Here is a 17,713-nt window from a genome sequence, read left to right as displayed (position 1 = left end):
ACTTTCAAAGTGGGGATCTAGAGCGGCTAAGCAAAACCACGTTAGCGGTTACTCACTTCCGTGGTTTTGCTTGGGTTGGCTAAATTTTGCCCGCTTTAGCAGGATCAGTAAGATTTAGCGTTTTGTGCCATCTAATCGACACCAATCGCCTTCGATTGCGGTTGGATTCAGATCAAACCATTGGCTGTAGATCGCGCGCAGTTCATCGGCTTGCTCTTGCAGTAACCCAGACAGCGCCAGTTGGCCACCGGTTTTTACCAGTGCGGCAATCACCGGAGCCAGTTCACGCAGCGGCCCCGCTAAGATGTTGGCCACTACGGCATCCACTTGCAGGTCTTTAGGCTGATCTTTTGGCAGGTAAACCGTCAGCTTGTCTTTAATGCCGTTGCGTTCGGCGTTATCGGCCGAGGCGGTCAGTGCTTGCGGATCGATATCAAGGCCGATCACCTCTTTGGCGCCCAGCTTGATGGCGGCGATGGCCAAGATGCCAGAGCCACAACCAAAGTCGATCACCTGTTTGTCGGACAGATCTTGCCCATCCAGCCAAGTTAGGCACAAGGCGGTGGTGGGGTGCGTGCCGGTACCAAAGGCCAAGCCTGGATCCAGCAACACGTTAACGGCGTTCGGCTCTGGGGCTTGGCGCCAGCTTGGGCAGATCCACAGGCGGTTACCAAACTTCATGGGGTGGAAGTTGTCCATCCACTCGCGTTCCCAATCCTTGTCTTCCAGCGCTTCGACTTTGTAGACCATCTGGGTTGCCAGCTCTGGTACCTGCTTCAGCTGCTCGATAACCGGCGCCATGTCGGTAATGGCGTCGTACAGGCCAACCACGTCAGTGTCGCCCCACAGGCGGGTTTCGCCCGGTGCCGGTTCAAACACTGGGGTGTCTTGTGAATCAAGGAAGGTGACCGAAACGGCACCGGTTTCCACTAAGTGATCGCCGATGATCTCGGCGGTTTCAGAGGTGGCGTTTAAGCGAATTTGGATCCAAGCCATGAATAACTCTGTCGATTGATGAGGGCAATTGGCGAATTGTAAACGCAAACGACGATCTAGGCAGCGGCTTTTTCGGCGTGATTGTGGTCACGAGGTGAAGAACAGGGGCTAGATTGAGTTTTGCCAGCATGATCACGGTCATGTTTACCGATGCCATTGCTGCGTAAACTTCCATCGAGTTGGACTCGTTTAGTGGCCTTGACCACAACCTCAGTTCAATTGGCTTACTTTATTTAGGATTGCTATCGAATGCCGCAGCCTGCTCCGCTGGATCGTCGCTTGCCTAGAATGGAGATCCTACAAGGGATCAGTGGTGCCATTCTTACCCTGTTTTTGTTGGTGCACCTGCATCTGGAAGCCAGCGTGTTGTTTGGCCCCGGTGCGTTTGATGCCATGGCAGACTTTCTGCACGCCAAATGGGCGGATCCCGCTGGCCACGGCTTCAGTGCGTTAGTGGTTATCGCCGCTTCGCTTATGTTGTTGATTTTGCTGGTTCATATCTATGCGGTGGCGCGCAAGGTGCCGCAAAAACTGGCGCAATATCGGCAGCTACGGCAGCACCTTAAAGTGATTCATCATGGCGGCACTCGGCTGTGGTTGTGGCAGCTGGGCAGTGGCTTAGCGCTGCTGTTATTGGTGCCGATCCACCTGCTGACCATGATGCTGATCCCAGAGCAGATCGGCGCTGATGCCTCGGCCTACCGAATTGTGTTTCAAGGGGGCTGGTTGCTGTACGGCTTAATGTTGCCGCTGTCGGTGCTGCACGCCACTGCGGGGATCACCCGCTTATGGCTGAAGTGGTGCCCCATCTCGGAACCGCGCTTTATTGGCCGCAAATTGATGCGCGGCATCACCATCTACCTGATTGTGCTGGGGGCGGCGAGCATTGCGATGCACGTTGTTCACGGCCTGCTGGCTTAAACGGAGTCGACTGATGAAAACCATCACCACCGATGCGCTGATCATCGGCGCCGGCTTAGCGGGATTGCGTATTGCGCTGGCCTGCCAACAGCAGGGGCAGCAAGCCACCGTATTGTCGCTGGTGCCCGCCAAGCGTTCTCACTCGGCCGCGGCTCAGGGCGGCATGCAGGCCAGTTTGGGCAACAGCGCCAAAAGCCAAGGCGACGATGAAACCGCCCACTTTATTGATACCGTAAAAGGATCCGATTGGGGCTGCGATCAAACCGTGGCGCGCATGTTTGCCCATGTGGCGCCCAAGGCGGTACGGCAAGCGGCGGAGTGGGGCGTGCCTTGGAGCCGCATTCAGGCGGGGCCACGCGCCGCGGTGATCAACGGCAAGATCACCACCATTAAAGAGTCGGCCAAAAGCCACGGTTTGATTCATGCCCGTGATTTTGGCGGCACCAAGCACTGGCGCACCTGCTACACCGCCGATGGCACTGGCCATTCGCTGCTGTACAGCATGGACAACAAAGCGATCGCCGCAGGCATCGACGTGCATGAACGGGTGGAAGCACTGCAATTGATCCACGATGGCGAGCGTTGCCATGGCGCCATTGTGCGGGATCTGATCAGCGGCGAGTTGATCACCTACCTGGCCAAAACCACCACCATCTGCAGCGGCGGCTATGGCCGTTTATGGGCGGCATCCACCAACGCATTGATCTGCGAAGGCACCGGCACCAGCATGGCGTTAGAGACTGGCTTGGTGCCGGTGGGCAACCCCGAAGCGGTGCAGTTTCACCCCACGGCCATCGTGCCAGCGGGGATCCTCGTTACTGAAGGCTGCCGTGGCGATGGGGGGGTGCTGCGCGATGTGGATGGCCACCGCTTTATGGTGGATTACGAACCCGACAAAAAAGAGTTGGCCTCGCGCGATGTGGTGGCACGGCGGATGACCGAGCACATGCGCCGTGGCAAAGGGGTCGCAAGCCCTTACGGTGAGCACCTGTGGCTGGACATCACCCAGCTTGGGGCGGCACACATTGATAAAAACCTGCGCGAAGTGAAAGAGATCTGTCAGAACTTTTTGGGGATCGATCCGGCCAAAGAGTGGATCCCGGTACGGCCAACCCAGCACTACTCGATGGGGGGCATTCGCACCAATGAACGCGGCGAAGCCTACGGCCTGGCGGGGTTGTTTGCGGTGGGCGAAGCGGCCTGTTGGGATCTGCACGGCTTTAACCGTTTAGGCGGTAACTCGCTGGCAGAAACCGTGGTTGCGGGGATGATTGTTGGCGAATACGTGGCCACCACCAGCGCCAGCGCGGCGGCACCGGATCCCACCGTGGCGGCGCCTTTTGCACAGGCAATCGCCACGGAAATCGACGAGTTGCTGCAGGCAACGCAAGGCCACGATCCCTATGCCCTGCGAGCGCAGATGGAGCAGATCATGATGGCCAAGGTGGGGATCTTCCGCCGTGGTGACGAGCTCAGCCAAGCGGTAACCGAGCTGACCGAGCTGCAACAACAAGCGCAATCGCTGCAGTTGCAACACCGGCAACGTCACAGCAACCCAGAGCTGGTGGAAGCGCTGCGGCTGCGGAAGATGCTAAAGCTGGCGTTGGCGGTGGCAACGGCCGCTTTGGCGCGTACTGAGTCCCGTGGCGCTCACGCGCGCGAAGACTACCCTCAGCGCAACGACGCCATCTGGTTGAAGCGCAGCTTGGTGCATTGGCGCGATGGGGCGCCGCAATTAAGCTACGAACCGATGGATGTGCATGCCATGGAGCTGCCGCCGGGCTTCCGTGGCTACGGAGAGGATCACAGCATCCCTCACCCCGACAGCGCGGTGCGCTTAGCCGCCATAGAGCAGTGGCAGCAGCAACACCCCAACGCCACCCCCGAGCAACGCCAGCACGCGTTGATGCCGTTTAGCCTGCCTGCGCTGTTAAGCCAGCCCAACCAACGCAAAGGAGCGGGCAAATGACCGGCCGCACATTAACCTTCAACATTTTCCGCTGCGATCCGCAGCACGCCAACAGCAGCGCTCGCATGCAAACGTTCGAGCTGACTGAAACCGCAGGGATGACGGTGTTTATTGCACTGCAGCAACTGCGGCAAGAGCAAGATCGTTCGTTGCAGTTTGATTTTGTTTGCCGCGCGGGGATCTGCGGCAGCTGCGCCATGGTGATCAACGGCATGCCAACGTTGGCCTGCAAAACCCTAACCAGCCAGTTTGATTCCAGCACCATCACCTTGATGCCGTTGCCGGGCTTTGAATTGATTGGCGATCTGTCGGTGAATACCGGCAAATTTATGCGCTCGCTGAGCGAACGCTTGCAAGGCTGGTTGGTGCCAAATGGCGAAGAGCGCAGCTTTGATGCGGTGGAAGCCACCATGGAGCCAAACGCCGCCGAGATGGTTTACGAAGCCGAACGCTGTGTCGAATGCGGCTGCTGCGTGTCTGCCTGTGCAGCGGCGCAGATGCGCGACAGCTTTATCGGGGCAGTGGGGATGAACAAGATCGCCCGCTTTGCGCTGGATGTGCGCGATAAGCGTGGCCCCGATGATTTCTACCATGTGCTGGGCACTGCGGATGGGGTGTTTGGCTGCATGACCCTGCTAGGTTGTGTCGACTCCTGCCCGAAGGGGCTGAATCTGCAGATGCAGATCAGCTACCTGCGTCGCAAATTGGCGCTGAACCCGGATCGGATCATCTAGCCGATTCGCTTGCCGATCGCCACGAACAGGCCGCAAGCGGCATGAGCCGAGGCTCAGCCCTGCAACACGCGATTGAAGCGATCAATGCTGTCGCGGATCGACAGGATCGCGCTGGCGTTGCGGCGAAACGCAGCGCCGGTGCTGAGATCGATGCCCAACCCCATGATGGTTTGATCCAGCAACACCGCGCCAGTATGAGAATCCGTTAGGGTGTAGTGCAGTAAGGTGGCGGTGGTGGCGCTCAGTGGTGCCTGCTGTTGCTGCTGCAAGGTAACCTGCAACTGGTAACGACCATCGCGATTCAACCGCTGCTGCTGGTGCAAGCTGCGCTGCAGTTGTTGGCTTACCTCAAAGGCACCGGGGCCATCGGCTAACCACCGATCGGCGCCAATCAGCTTATCGCCGTTCAGGCGGGTGGTTTGCGGTGGCTGGATTGGCAGCAGGGCAATGTTGCGGTAGAAGTCGCTGCGATAGATGCGGTTGCTGTCCTCGGTGCGGCTGGCGCTAGCCTTCGGCTCCGGATCTGGAGCGACCGGCACGGTGCCAAGGATGCTGTAACACCCACTTAAGCTGATGGCAAAAATGGCCGCGCTTAGCCATAACCGTGTGCTCATGTTGCCCCCTTATCGCCGTTGCGATCCCATCCTATTGCGTTGCTTAATCCCTCTTTTGCTGTGGTTTGACTATATCCCGCTTCAAGGTACTCGCCAAATTTGTGATTGCTGTCACGGTTGGTGCGCCGTGCTGTGCTTACCAAGAACCGTGGCGAATGGCGCTGAGTAAAGCCAGTAAACCTTCTTTTTGCTGCCGGTGAGTGGCTGTTCGACCAGCGTGAAGTGCGGCAGAAAATAGCGGCATTCTTGTTGGAGTCACAGCAAAGTGGCACTGCGTTAAATCGCGACAGTGATCCAGCTAACCCTTTGCGCCTGTACTGATTGTGTACAGTGCTCAACCCAGCAACACTAGCGCCAATCAGTAAATGAAGATGTTTCAACGTTAGGGGTAACAAATGACAACGATGATAAAACGGATCCTGCCACTGGCTATTGCCGCTGCGTTAGTAGGTTGTGGCGGCGGTGGTGGTGGCAGTGACACCCCAGCGGCAGCCGCAATGGGCAAAGTGATCGATGGCTATGTGTCTGGTGCTACTGTATTTCTGGATATGAACGGCAATGGTCAGCTTGACGGCGCCGAGCCACGCACTGTCTCGACCGAGGGGGGCGACTACCGCTTAGAGCTGAGCACTAAACAACAACAGTGCGCCCAGTATGTGCCAATTGTGGTGGACGTACCGGTTGGTGCCGAAGACGAAGATTTAGGCCCAGTGGAAGACGCCTATCAGATGGTGATTGCGCCGCCGCTGCAGACTCTGTCTGACGAGTATCTGGTTAACGTAACCCCATTAACCAGCTTGGTGTGGCAAACCGTGCAGCAAGAGCTGTATAAAGAAAGCGCCTTTATCGGCGACAGCTGTGATGCCTTGCTGGCGGATGCCGCCAAGCGCGAGCGGTTAGCCACACTGCTGGCCGATGCCACGGCTTATGTGGTGGATCACTACAACATCGCCGCCGATAAGATTGCGGCGGATTACATTGCCGACAACGATCAGGCTGCCTACGACACCGCCCAAGCGGTGGTTAAAGGGTTGCAGGCGTCTCTGAAAGGCACGGTAGCCCTGCAGGAGCTGCACCCACAAAAGCACGTGAGCGTTAATTTCGCTCGCTTTAGCGCGTTAGATGCTGAAGAAGCGTACCCGTTGGCGTGGTACCGCACTTCCTACATCTCCGATAACAGCGGCAGCCAGTATGAGCACATGAAGATGAATGACGCGCTTACTGTGGCGCAGCGGCTGATCATCAGTGATGAAATCGAGAAAGGGCTGTTTGACGGCGGTGACTTTTTGCAGTCGATCATTTACCAATCTCGGGGCGGAGACGACAGCGACTATAACTGTGATTTAAGCGAACAGATGAGCTTTATGGTTGCTGGCAAACAGTACACCATCAGCAATTTAGAGGATGCCGGTGACACCGGTAGCATAGATGCTTGTCAGTTGCAGGACTTTGCCAGTGCAGACAGTCGCTACCTGTTCGTCAACTATGAACAGGGTGAAACGCGCTTCAGCGCGCAGTACATCTTCTTCAGCGACGGCAACCCATTCAGCATCGCGCCAGAGGCGATCAACTTCCCTGAAACCGCCTCGAAGCTGAATTTGACCGAGCTGGCAGCCGAGATCGCCAACTTACCTTACGGCTGGGACGATGGCCAATCGGTGCCATACGACGTGAGCCGGTGGGTGAAAAGCAAAACCTACCCTCACGGCGACGACGAGTACCGTGATCAGCAAAACAGCGACGGCGAGTGGACCCGCACCATCACCTACGCCAACGGCACGCACGAGCAGCAATGCAGCGACGACGGTCAAAGCTGGGGTGATTGCGGTCAGTAACGGCCAGTGAATCGACCATAAAAAAGGGAGCCATCAGGCTCCCTTTTTTGATCCGCTCATTGGCGTCGAGATTAAGACTCTTGCTCGAGTTTCTTTTCCAAGTAGTGGATGTTCTGCATTAAACATTTATTAATCAATGTGTTGTGTGTTTTGTGGTGGTTCTTTTTTATTCAGGGTACGTCGTGGGGTACAAAAAATCACACTTAATCGACTTCAATCACCCCACTCTAATTAGTGAATTGGCCTGCTAAGTTGCGAATGGTGCTTTTTAGATTGAAATACTGCCAAGTAATCGAGCTGGCCGTGGTTCACTTTGAAATACAAAAAGGGGAGGGGGGGACACCCCATCCCGCCGATGCACGTCGAGTTAGCTTCACTGAGCCCCTCGGAAATTCTCAGTAAATTTTTCAAACCAGCAGTGGCAATTTTAATGGCTTCATTTGTGTCTGAAGCTGATTATGGGTGGGCCACCATCATAAGGACAAACACCCGACACCTTTAGCTTCCTTGTTGTATCGATCCACACCGTTGCACTGCCAATCTGTGAAAGTTGCTTAAGCTGATTCATTTTCAGGCCAAGCTGCTCGATGTATGCGGAATAATCTGTAGGTTTTCCAAATGTACAGTTTGCGTTTTCTGTAAAATCGATGGAGATAAAGCTCACTGAGTCAGGCTTGTTTAGCTCAAACAACAGCTTTACGTTGCCCTTGATAACAACAAAGTTTCCCCCTTCATTTGGCTCAATACCATATCGATTCTTTAGCTCGTTACGGCTAAGTCCTAGATGCTTTTGGGGCAACCAAAGCATCTCTTCAAACAGTCCTGAAGCCAATGGGGTGTCATTTGTTTGAGCTTGAAACTCAGCAAGACATTGCGCCTGTTGTTGAGCCGTTGAATAGGCATTGCAGATTTGCTCTTCAATGGTATCGGCGTACAGTGCTGGTACCAAAATAAGGGAAAATAAAGCAATAGCCGAGAGAGAAATGCGCCGCATGCGTCATCCTTGAACTGTGCGAAAATCTCACCTTAACGAGGTTACATTGCCTGTTGCAAACCTTTAACTAACGAACAAAATTACTGGCTTATCAATGCCAGTAACCACTTCCTCGATCTCCGTTATTGTCACAGCTTGTTGCCACCATTAGACTCGCTCTACTTTAGTAATACTCCGATCATCGCGTCGGTATAAAAGACGGTTCATCTATGCCCCACCATCTCACACTGAAACAGCTTGAATCCTTCCTTTGGGAAGCCGCCGACATCTTACGTGGCAACATGGATGCGTCCGAATTTAAGGACTACATCTTTGGCATGATGTTCTTAAAACGCCTATCCGATGCCTTTGATGAAGAGCAAGAACGGGTGATTGCCCACTATTTGGCTGAGGGTGAGACAGAAACCGAAGCCAAGGCGCTGGCACAAGATGAGGACGAGTACGATTCGACCTTCTTCATGCCAGAGAAAGCCCGTTGGGAAAAACTGAAGGATTTGAAGCACAACATCGGTGAGGCACTGAACACCGCAGCAGATGCGATTGAAGAGCACAATCCCGCTCTTGAAGGGGTACTGGCGAGCATCGATTTCAACATCAAGAACAAGCTGTCAGATACCAAGCTGCGGGATCTGCTGTCGCACTTTAATCAACACCGTCTGCGCAACAGCGACTTTGAAAAGCCGGATCTGCTTGGCACCGCCTACGAATATCTGATCAAGATGTTTGCTGACAGCGCCGGTAAGAAGGGCGGCGAATTCTACACCCCATCCGAGGTGGTGCAACTGCTGGTATCCCTGCTTGAGCCTCATGCCGGTATGCGGATCTACGATCCCACCTCGGGCTCTGGCGGCATGTTGGTGCAAACCCGCAACTACTTGGCTAACCACGGTGAGAACCCTGCCAACCTGTCGCTCTATGGCCAAGAGATGAACCTTAATACATGGGCCATCTGTAAGATGAACATGTTCCTGCATGGGGTGATGAATGCCGATATTCGCAAGGGCGATACCCTGCGCGAGCCACAGCACACCCAGCACGGCACTTTGATGACCTTTGACCGCGTGATCGCCAACCCGCCGTTCTCGCTGAAGAAGTGGGGTAAAGATGAGGCCGATGCCGATAAGCAGGGTCGCTTCCCGTATGGCACACCGCCGAAAGACGCCGGTGACTTAGCCTTTGTGCAACACATGATCGCCAGTACCAACGCAGAAGGTATGGTCGGGGTGGTGATGCCACATGGGGTGTTGTTCCGTGGCTCAAGCGAGAAGGCCATTCGCCAAGGCATTCTGCAAGACGACCTGTTAGAGGCGGTGATTGGCCTGCCCTCTGGCTTGTTCTACGGCACCGGCATTCCTGCCTGTCTGCTGATCATCAACAAAGCCAAGGTGGCCGAGCGCAAAGGCAAGGTGTTGTTTATCAACGCCGAGCTGGAGTGTGAAGAAGGCAAGAACCAAAACAAGCTGCGCCCGCAAGACATCACCAAGATCGTTGAGACCTTTGAGCAGTACAGCGAGATTGCACGTTACTCCACCGTGGTGGCGCTGGCGGACATTGCCGACAACGATTACAACCTCAATATCCGCCGCTACGCCGACACCTCGCCACCAGCGGAAATCTTCGATGTTCGTGCATTGCTGCACGGTGGCGTGCCAGTGCGTGAAGTACAAGATAAGTACATCCAAGAAGCAGTGCTGCAAGGCTTTGATGTGTCCATTATATTGGAGCCTCACAACGCCCCAGCGCAGCGTAACGACTACCTGCAATTTAAAGCCGAGATCACCGATAAGGCGCAGATCCGAGCTCAGATTGAAGCCGCTGGTCTAGAGGTTGAAGCCAAGGTAATCAGCCAACTCGAGCGCTGGTGGGACAAATACCACGTGTCACTGGCTCAACTGGACAGCCAAGTGAGCGAAGCCGAGCAGACCATGCACAGCTACTTGAAGGAGCTGGGGTATGAGTGAGGTGTTACCAAACGGATGGGGTCAATGTAAATTTGGCAATCTATTCGAAATCGCAATTGGAGGAACTCCAAGTCGGAGCGAGCCCAAATACTGGGACAGCTCAAAAACAAGCGGTAACAGTTGGGTGTCTATTAAAGACCTTAAAGGGCGCTACGTACAGGATACTGCTGAGCAAATCACTGACATTGGCGTCTCTAACTCTAATGTAAAGCTCATTACTCAAGGCACGGTCATCATGAGCTTCAAGCTTTCTGTTGGCAAAGTGGCTTACGCTGGGAAAGACCTATATACAAATGAAGCTATTGCTGCATTTAAGCCGACTACAGATCAAATTGACGTTGACTACTTTTACCACGGTTTGCACTTTTGGGATCTTCTTAGTGACATAGACCAAGCCGTGAAAGGGGTCACCTTAAATAAAGAAAAGCTAAAAAATATCGATGCTTTGCTACCTCCACTCCCAGAACAACGCAAAATCGCTGAGATCCTAACCTCGGTCGATACGGTGATTGAGCGCACGCAAGCGCAGATTGACAAGCTGAAAGCGGTCAAGACCGGCATGATGCAGGAGCTGCTGTCGCCTACTCCAGAGAACTATCGAACCGGTGATGGCAGCAATACCGCCTTCAAGGACTCCCCCCTTGGCTTGATTCCGGAGGGGTGGGAGATTGAAACTCTAGAAACCCAATTGGCTTCGACAAAGTATCCAATGCGCAGTGGACCATTTGGAAGCGCCCTACTTAAGAACGAGCTCGTACCTAAAGGACATCCGTATCTAGGGATCGACAATGTTCATGTTGAACACTTTGAATCTACCTATCGGCGATATGTGAGCGATGAAAAATTCGCAGAGCTAAAGCGGTATGCCGTATTCGAAGGCGATGTAATGATTACTATCATGGGTACTGTTGGCCGTTCCTGTGTCGTGCCTCGGGGAGTCGGGAAAGCACTATCTTCTAAACACGTTTGGACGATGACATTTGACCAGAGCAAATACCTATCGGTGTTGGCATGCTGGCAACTTAATTATGCCACTTGGGTTCAAGAGCAGTTTAGAAACGAGTCCCAAGGAGGAGTAATGGAGTCCATTAGTTCGAAGACACTGAAGAATCTTTTATTACCGATTCCACCAATCGCCGAACAATTGAAAATAGCTAAAGCTCACAATACGATTTCTCGAACAATTGAATTTAGACTTGCGCAACTCGAGCAAGCCCAACGGCTCAAAAAAGCCCTCATGCAAGACCTGCTCACTGGCAAGGTACGAGTGACGGTCGACAGCTAAACTCGCACAGCCAACGGTAAACACCCACTGTTGGCTAACACCCAATTTTGCGAACAATAAAAGCCACTACAATGAGCACGGATGCTTCAAAACTCAACTCTCAACAGTCGTCCAATCTATCGGATGAGTCGGAGTATTACGATCCATTTACCTTTCTCTCTGACGACCTAAGTCAAGAGCACCGTCGTGGCGAAAAGGTCCACTTTACTCCCCTTAAACATAATCACTTGTTCTTACCGCCAGTTAACAAGTTCATTGAATTTATTGGTGTGCAGTTCTCCTACCCACGATTGTTTAAGCTCTTGGAGAAACAAAGCGGCTACAGACTGAATCTGAGCAATAGCACCATTGCCAACTTCATTGGCAGCACTGGCATAAGCCAAAAGTCTGCCAAGAAACTTAATGAGTGGCTGACGCAAGCTGCAGAGCCATTGAGAAAGATGTTCTCAGTGCCAGAGTCGAAGGAGGTTGAGCGCGCACAGCTCGCCCGTTCTAACGGGGCTGATTGGCTTTCGGCAAGATTGGGATTAAAGGGGAGCCCAGCGATAAAGGGTAGCTCAAAAAGTGAACTGCTACTGACGATGCAGTTTGTTCAGCAACGAGCCAATGCCGATACTGAGTTATTTGAAATAGTGCGCGCTTTTGTTGCGACCAACCCCAACAACAAAGAAGACCCGCAAGTTCAATGGCAACTCATCAAGCCGGTCTGGGAGCAGTTCAGCCTTATCCCGCAAGCTGAGCTGGAGCGGTTTGGCCGTTATATGCTCCAAAGGGATTCACTGCATCAACTTGCCGGTAGCGACAAATTGGCATTGGTGAAATGCGGCTTTTATCTGGTGCTGGATTTTTATCTGCACATGTTAGCCAGCTTTGAAGTTGGCACCGTTGTACTGAGTGGGGAACCCGAAGACAAGCTTCGCAAGGTACCTTGGTTACTTTGCCGGGCGCTCAGCCGAGTTGCAGATCCAGATGGGGCACCTGTGACTTGTTTCGGCGCATTACTCGAAGAACTGCGACTGAGCGTAGCTAAGCTGTGGGAAACGGATATCGGTGAAAGGGAATTTGCCCAATATATTCCGATGGCCAATGACTCCAGCACCTTATCGTTTGAGAATGAGCGGGACCGCCGCTACAACGTGTTAAAGGCATGGCGCAAAGGCGAAGATCTACCTAGCTTTGAGCGACTGGAAGCATTCATTGCTAATGCAACTGAACCGTTGCAACCCGTAAATAATGCGCCGATTGCCCTGATGGGCAGAGTAGCAATGGGGTTAGATAAATTAACAAGTCAGCTACAATGCGGAGCAGTACGTGACGTAAACAACCCAGAAGCCGTAGCTCATGCAATGGAAGAGGTGCTATCACGCTACCCCGTTTACTATCAGCATTATCTAGACAAGCATTTCAGTGCAATCGCCAAAGCCTAACCTTAGCGATTACTACCGAGCCAGCTAAGGCTTGGTATTGCCACGAGCGCAGCGCTACTGCCAATCCTTGGGGCGCCTGTTGAATCCGTGAGATCTCCAATATTGATCGTTATTTGGATTAAGTTGGTTACTGCGGTTAGTGTTGTTTCTTTCCATCTGAGTGCCCTCTCAAGTCGATGCGAAATAGGCACTGCGGCAGCAGTGCCTAACGGTGTTTGCTAACGATTACTCATCTTCCAAACGCTCTTGCCAGTCATCGGGGCGTTCGTCTTCACCACGGCTTTGCCAGTAGGCGTCGTGTTCTGGGTTCAACTGGCAGCTGCGGTTGTCGTCGTCATGTTTAGGCATGTTACTTACCTCCGTTCTTAGACGAGTTCTTAGCGGCGGCGCTTTGCGCCCGTGAAGCCACGCTGCCCTTAGGCACTGAACCACCGTTTTGCTTGGCAACTGTGCTTTGAATACGAGCGGCTGCATCGCTGGTCATTGGGGTTTTACTTTTGGTCATTATTTTTTCTCCATTGTGTGAATGACGCTGGCAGAAGCCTCTACCAACGAAGGAGATAATGCAGAATTGATTAGCGCCTGCAGTGGGGGGGGAAGCGTACAAGTTTTGAATAGGCGCAGTTTTTTACTTAATTGCGGAGCTGTTTGCTGGATATGTCGCTATCTGGCTGTACCATCGTGAAAAGATGTTTTGCCCAACCACTCGGCCAGTAGTACTAATGATCCAAGACGAACTCATTAAAGTTGAACAACCCGCGCTAGAGCAACTGCAATCCCTTGGCTGGCGTTACGCCGCTGGGGCAGCATTGTCGCCAGAACATGCACAACAGGAGCGTGACTCGTGGCGCGATGTGGTGTTGACCAAGCGATTGGCGCGGGCAGTTAAGAGGCTCAACCCTTGGCTATCTGCGGATAACCTGCGCAAGGTGATGCGTGAGCTAACCCACCCGACCCAAACCGGTTTGATGGAGTACAACCAAACCCTGTGGCGCTTGCTGTGCGGTGATGGGATCTCGGTTGAGCAAGACCTTGGCAAAGGCAAGAAAGGCCAAACGGTAAAGCTGATCGACTTCGACCAGCCAAGCAATAACGAGTTCTTGAGTACCAGCCAGTTCAAGGTTGAAGGGGCACAGAACATCATTCCCGACATCCTTGGCTTTGTGAATGGCTTGCCGCTGTTGGTGATTGAGTGCAAATCTCCTTACATCACCAATCCGGTGGATGACGGCATCGATCAACTTCGGCGTTATGCCAACCTGCGCGGCCAAGAGAGTGACGAGGGCGCGGAGCGCCTGTTCTGGTACAACCAACTGATGGTGACGCTATGCCGGGATCACGCCAAGGTGGGCACCATTAGCTCGGCAGCGCAGCACTACGGTGATTGGAAAGATGCCTACCCCGTTACCGATGAAGATCTTAAACGGCAGAACATCTCTAACTTCATTGCAGCCAAGGCAGCGCCCTCTGACGCTGTGCTTACTCATGCTGCTGAACAGCCCTCCGTGGCTTATGGTGAGTCGCTGACCCCAGAGGTGGATGCGCTTACGGCAGTCACACCACAGCAGCGTTTGATCGCTGGGATGCTAACCCCGTCTAACTTCCTCGATATCATTCAAAACTTTGTCTTGTTCGAGCCCATCGAAGGACGGCTGGTTAAGAAGGTGGCGCGTTACCAGCAGTTTCGCGCGGTGAATAAGATCATCCATCGATTGAAGACCGGCACCGATCGCAAATCCAAGTCTGGGGTGGTGTGGCATACCCAAGGCTCGGGTAAATCGCTCACGATGGTGATGCTGGCGGTGAAGCTACGCCGCGATCCACAGCTACGCCATTACAAGTTGGTGTTCATTACTGATCGAACCCAGTTGGATGAGCAACTATCAAGCACCTTTAAGGCCGCACAAGGGGAAACCGTTCATCACGCTGGCTCGGTGAAGCAGTTGAAGGAGCTACTGAAGCGAGACAGCTCTGATTTGGTTACGGCGATGGTGCAGAAGTTCTTGGATCTCGAGCAAGAGAGCAAAGAGAGCGAGTTCCGCGACTTGAACCCAAGTGACAACATCATCGTCTTGGCTGATGAAGCCCACCGCACTCAGTTTGGTGGCTTGGCGACCACCATCAATCTGGCGTTACCCAATGCCCCCAAGATTGGTTTTACCGGTACGCCGTTGATGAAGACCCAGAAGATGAGCAAAGCCTTTGGCGGCTACATCGATGCCTACAAGATCAATGAAGCGGTGGAAGATGGCGCAACGGTGCGGTTGCTCTATCAAGGCCGCGAGGTGCAATCCAAGGTTGAGGGCGAATCCCTCGACAAGCTGTTCGAAGAGTACTTTGGCGACTACAGCAAAGAGGATCAGCTCGAGATAAAGAAACGCTATGGCGTTGAACGAGCAGTGCGAGAAGCACCCGCGCGCATTCGTTGGGTCTGCCTTGACCTACTTAATCACTATCGAGAGCACATCCAACCGGATGGCTACAAGGCGATGATTGTGGTGGGTAGCCGCCATGCGGCGGTATTGTTCAAAGAGATGTTGGATGAACTGGAAGCACCGCCGTCAGAGGTGGTGATCTCTGGTGATCATAACGACAAGCCTTACATCGCTAAGTACACCGATAAAGCCAAGCAGAAGCAGGTTATTAAGGACTTTAATAAACCGCTGTCCGAAAACCCCGTTGCCTTCCTTATCGTCAAAGACATGCTGCTTACTGGCTTTGATGCGCCGTTGGCGCAAGTGATGTATATCGACCGCAAGCTGCAAGATCATACCTTAATGCAGGCCATAGCCCGGGTTAACCGAACCTGCACCTCACCAGTGAGTAAAGCAGCCAAGGAGTGCGGTCATGTTGTCGATTATTACGGGCTGGCGGACTACCTCAAAGCAGCGCTGGATCAGTTCAGCAGCGATGACATAGAGGGCAGTTACGAAAGCTTGAAGGATGAGATCCCCAAGCTAAAAGCGCTGCACACCGTTGCGATGGCATTCTTCAAAGAGATTAAGACGGCCAAGGATGATGAGGCATACATCGATCTATGCGTCTTGGCTTTGAAGGAGGAATCGGTTCGCGCTCAATTTGAGATCGCCTTTAAGCGCTTCGCCAAGCAGATGAACTTGATCCTACCCGACACCGCTGCCGCAGATTTCATTGGCGACTTAAAGCGCCTTGGCAAGATCCACAATGCGGCGCGCAATCGCTACCGAGACCCGGCATTAGATTTAACTGGAGTTGGTGAGAAGGTGCGCAAACTGGTGGATGAGCACATCATCAGCACCGGCGTAGATCCTAAGATCCCGCCTGTGGATCTGTTGGCTGCCAACTTCAAAGAGGAAGTGGCACAAGCCAAGTCGGATGAATCGAAAGCCTCTGAGATTGAGAGTGCCATCAAGCATCACATCACCGTGAATCTGGAGGAAGACCCCGAGTACTACAAGTCGCTCAGCCTGCGCCTACGCGACATCATCGAGAAGACCGCTGGTAAGTGGGATGAACAGTATCAGTTACTGCTTCATTTAGTGGATACCATCGAAACCGATCGCTCGGCAGGCGCGGAGCACGTTGGTTTATCTGAAACAGAGTACGCCTTCTACAACATCCTTATGGCGGAAGTAGCGAACCTTGATGATGTAGATGTGGTAGATGAAACCAACAGTGAGGCGGTAAAGGCGACCACGCAGTTGCTGGTGCAGATGCTCGATGAGGCCACCGACATTGTCGACTTCTTCAATAAGCCCGATGAGGTAAAGCGGATGAAGAAAGAGATTAAGCGGCGAGTACTGAAACAACCCTTTGGCAATAAGGAACTGGTTGCCGTGTTACAAGATCGCTTCATGGAACTGGCGCAGACGAAGTTTGGGAAGAAGTGATGGCGGCTGAAAAGGGGAGGTCTACGGAGTATCTCCAAGGCGATGGCTATGTCGTCGAAGTACGGCGCACCACGCGCCGCAAGACCGCTTCGATTCAAGTCGAGGATGGGCAGGTGATGGTGATTGTTCCCCATCAACTTGAAGTGGAACGCATCAGTAAACTGATTGCAGCCAAGCATCGCTGGATCATTGAGAAGATCGCCTTGCACGACGCGGTGCTACCGCCAAGCAGCAAGAGCTATGTCTCTGGTGAAGCCTTCCCATACCTTGGTCGTAACTACCGACTGAAGGTACTGACTGGGGCTTACATGCCCGCTAAGCTGGTGCAAGGACGCTTACAGGTTACGGTGCCAGCTTATGGCGATCCAGCCAATGCCGTTCGTAACTCCCTGATTCGTTGGTATCGAAGCCATGCCCACAACAAATTGCGGGAAAAATGTGCGCGATACGCTGAAGTAGTTGGCGTCCGCCCTACGTCAGTATCGGTTAAGCAGTTTAAAAGCCGTTGGGGTAGTTGCACCACTAAGGGCGAACTCGAGTTCAACTGGGTGATTGTAATGGCACCTAATCGCATTGTTGATTACGTGGTGGTGCACGAACTGGGTCACCTTAAGCATCATGACCATTCACCGCAGTTCTGGCGTGAGGTTGAGCGAGTAATCCCAGACTATGCCGAATGCCGAGAGTGGCTGCGCGAGAATTCGGGACGGTTGGTGTTGTAACTGCCTAGGACGGCAAGTCGTAATGTCTTCGTATAATGACTACGACCATTTAACCTTGAGGGGCATCATAGGGTAGGAGCCAAGAGTTAGCCTTTGTGCTTTCTTGGCATAAATGTATCGCAGTATCCAAGCGTTGCGCCAGAGGGGCGAATGCGGATGGCGAGGCCATCACGGTCGGTGATTGAGTACTCTTTGTCTCGAGGTTTTAAGCCCTCGATCTGGGTTGCTGATAACACCATATCTGTCACCTTTGTTGCTGGGATACACCTCGGGGTACAACATTTCAGCCGTTAGGATAAATGCACATCGAAATGCAACCGGATACAAAAAAGGCGCAACCCTTTTAAAATCAAGGTTTGCGCCCTTCGTATCGGATGTATGAGTAC

The 17,713-nt window shown here is 53.2% G+C and carries 14 protein-coding genes; 9 read left to right on the top strand and 5 right to left on the bottom strand.

All coding sequences use genetic code 11. The features are described from left to right. Positions 1-114: 114 nt before the first annotated feature. Entirely contained in the window at positions 115-996 is an 882-nt protein-coding gene (gene prmA, locus Q0796_RS12730) for a 50S ribosomal protein L11 methyltransferase (RefSeq protein ID WP_298443863.1), read from the bottom strand. Positions 997-1,245: 249 nt separating this feature from the next. On the opposite strand from prmA, the gene Q0796_RS12725 reads away from it, so the two are divergent. From Q0796_RS12725 to Q0796_RS12715, 3 genes are read left to right on the top strand one after another with little or no spacing between them, the layout of a single operon-like run. Further along, entirely contained in the window at positions 1,246-1,917 is a 672-nt protein-coding gene (locus Q0796_RS12725) for a succinate dehydrogenase/fumarate reductase cytochrome b subunit (RefSeq protein ID WP_298443860.1), read from the top strand. Between the two features lie 13 nt (positions 1,918-1,930). Continuing rightward, positions 1,931-3,886 carry a fumarate reductase flavoprotein subunit gene (locus Q0796_RS12720; RefSeq protein WP_298443828.1) on the top strand — a complete coding sequence of 652 codons (1,956 nt, stop codon included), beginning with the start codon at positions 1,931-1,933 and terminating at the stop codon, positions 3,884-3,886. Continuing rightward, on the top strand, positions 3,883-4,620 hold the full coding sequence (locus tag Q0796_RS12715) for a fumarate reductase iron-sulfur subunit (RefSeq protein WP_298443827.1): 738 nt from the start codon (positions 3,883-3,885) through the stop codon (positions 4,618-4,620). Before Q0796_RS12720 ends, Q0796_RS12715 begins: the two co-directional genes overlap by 4 nt. A gap of 53 nt (positions 4,621-4,673) precedes the next feature. Here Q0796_RS12715 and Q0796_RS12710 read toward each other — a convergent pair whose 3' ends face one another. Further along, on the bottom strand, positions 4,674-5,234 hold the full coding sequence (locus Q0796_RS12710; protein WP_298443825.1) for a hypothetical protein: 561 nt from the start codon (positions 5,232-5,234) through the stop codon (positions 4,674-4,676). Positions 5,235-5,629: 395 nt separating this feature from the next. Here Q0796_RS12710 and Q0796_RS12705 point away from each other — a divergent pair, with 395 nt between their 5' ends. Continuing rightward, entirely contained in the window at positions 5,630-7,069 is a 1,440-nt protein-coding gene (locus Q0796_RS12705; RefSeq protein ID WP_298443823.1) for a hypothetical protein, read from the top strand. A gap of 436 nt (positions 7,070-7,505) precedes the next feature. Here the strand turns inward: Q0796_RS12705 and Q0796_RS12700 are convergent, their stop codons facing one another. Beyond that, positions 7,506-8,063: a hypothetical protein gene (locus Q0796_RS12700; protein WP_298443820.1), complete on the bottom strand. Its 558-nt coding sequence runs from the start codon at positions 8,061-8,063 to the stop codon at positions 7,506-7,508. A gap of 209 nt (positions 8,064-8,272) precedes the next feature. On the opposite strand from Q0796_RS12700, the gene Q0796_RS12695 reads away from it, so the two are divergent. From Q0796_RS12695 to Q0796_RS12685, 3 genes are all read left to right on the top strand, one after another. After that, complete coding sequence (locus tag Q0796_RS12695) at positions 8,273-10,024, top strand: type I restriction-modification system subunit M (protein ID WP_298443817.1); 1,752 nt, start codon at positions 8,273-8,275, stop codon at positions 10,022-10,024. Continuing rightward, the gene (locus Q0796_RS12690) at positions 10,017-11,309 is read left to right on the top strand and encodes a restriction endonuclease subunit S (RefSeq protein ID WP_298443814.1); all 1,293 of its coding nucleotides are present in this window, start codon (positions 10,017-10,019) and stop codon (positions 11,307-11,309) included. The genes Q0796_RS12695 and Q0796_RS12690 overlap by 8 nt, the downstream gene beginning before the upstream one ends. Positions 11,310-11,380: 71 nt before the next feature. After that, positions 11,381-12,736 carry a hypothetical protein gene (locus tag Q0796_RS12685; RefSeq protein WP_298443811.1) on the top strand — a complete coding sequence of 452 codons (1,356 nt, stop codon included), beginning with the start codon at positions 11,381-11,383 and terminating at the stop codon, positions 12,734-12,736. Between the two features lie 225 nt (positions 12,737-12,961). Here Q0796_RS12685 and Q0796_RS12680 read toward each other — a convergent pair whose 3' ends face one another. Then, positions 12,962-13,084, bottom strand: a complete 123-nt coding sequence (locus Q0796_RS12680; protein ID WP_298443808.1) for a hypothetical protein — start codon at positions 13,082-13,084, stop codon at positions 12,962-12,964. A gap of 1 nt (position 13,085) precedes the next feature. Beyond that, a complete protein-coding gene (locus tag Q0796_RS12675; protein WP_298443806.1) occupies positions 13,086-13,241 on the bottom strand; it encodes a hypothetical protein in 156 nt (51 codons plus the stop codon). Positions 13,242-13,458: 217 nt separating this feature from the next. Between Q0796_RS12675 and Q0796_RS12670 the strand changes: the two genes are divergently transcribed. Together Q0796_RS12670 and Q0796_RS12665 are read left to right on the top strand one after the other, a co-directional pair. Then, positions 13,459-16,605, top strand: a complete 3,147-nt coding sequence (locus tag Q0796_RS12670) for a type I restriction endonuclease subunit R (protein ID WP_298443803.1) — start codon at positions 13,459-13,461, stop codon at positions 16,603-16,605. After that, entirely contained in the window at positions 16,605-17,327 is a 723-nt protein-coding gene (locus tag Q0796_RS12665; RefSeq protein WP_298443800.1) for a SprT family zinc-dependent metalloprotease, read from the top strand. The genes Q0796_RS12670 and Q0796_RS12665 overlap by 1 nt, the downstream gene beginning before the upstream one ends. The last annotated feature ends 386 nt before the right edge of the window (positions 17,328-17,713 follow it).

The organism is uncultured Ferrimonas sp. (assembly GCF_947489035.1).
GTDB lineage: Bacteria > Pseudomonadota > Gammaproteobacteria > Enterobacterales > Shewanellaceae > Ferrimonas.
This window is presented reverse-complemented; position numbering and strand designations above follow the sequence as displayed.

What these genes read in the sequence shown, in the direction of transcription:
- prmA (WP_298443863.1), bottom strand. Translation starts at nt 996, where the DNA reads ATGGCTTGGATCCAAATTCGCTTAAACGCCACCTCTGAAACCGCCGAG.
- Q0796_RS12725 (WP_298443860.1), top strand. Translation starts at nt 1,246, where the DNA reads ATGCCGCAGCCTGCTCCGCTGGATCGTCGCTTGCCTAGAATGGAGATC.
- Q0796_RS12720 (WP_298443828.1), top strand. Translation starts at nt 1,931, where the DNA reads ATGAAAACCATCACCACCGATGCGCTGATCATCGGCGCCGGCTTAGCG.
- Q0796_RS12715 (WP_298443827.1), top strand. Translation starts at nt 3,883, where the DNA reads ATGACCGGCCGCACATTAACCTTCAACATTTTCCGCTGCGATCCGCAG.
- Q0796_RS12710 (WP_298443825.1), bottom strand. Translation starts at nt 5,234, where the DNA reads ATGAGCACACGGTTATGGCTAAGCGCGGCCATTTTTGCCATCAGCTTA.
- Q0796_RS12705 (WP_298443823.1), top strand. Translation starts at nt 5,630, where the DNA reads ATGACAACGATGATAAAACGGATCCTGCCACTGGCTATTGCCGCTGCG.
- Q0796_RS12700 (WP_298443820.1), bottom strand. Translation starts at nt 8,063, where the DNA reads ATGCGGCGCATTTCTCTCTCGGCTATTGCTTTATTTTCCCTTATTTTG.
- Q0796_RS12695 (WP_298443817.1), top strand. Translation starts at nt 8,273, where the DNA reads ATGCCCCACCATCTCACACTGAAACAGCTTGAATCCTTCCTTTGGGAA.
- Q0796_RS12690 (WP_298443814.1), top strand. Translation starts at nt 10,017, where the DNA reads ATGAGTGAGGTGTTACCAAACGGATGGGGTCAATGTAAATTTGGCAAT.
- Q0796_RS12685 (WP_298443811.1), top strand. Translation starts at nt 11,381, where the DNA reads ATGAGCACGGATGCTTCAAAACTCAACTCTCAACAGTCGTCCAATCTA.
- Q0796_RS12680 (WP_298443808.1), bottom strand. Translation starts at nt 13,084, where the DNA reads ATGCCTAAACATGACGACGACAACCGCAGCTGCCAGTTGAACCCAGAA.
- Q0796_RS12675 (WP_298443806.1), bottom strand. Translation starts at nt 13,241, where the DNA reads ATGACCAAAAGTAAAACCCCAATGACCAGCGATGCAGCCGCTCGTATT.
- Q0796_RS12670 (WP_298443803.1), top strand. Translation starts at nt 13,459, where the DNA reads ATGATCCAAGACGAACTCATTAAAGTTGAACAACCCGCGCTAGAGCAA.
- Q0796_RS12665 (WP_298443800.1), top strand. Translation starts at nt 16,605, where the DNA reads ATGGCGGCTGAAAAGGGGAGGTCTACGGAGTATCTCCAAGGCGATGGC.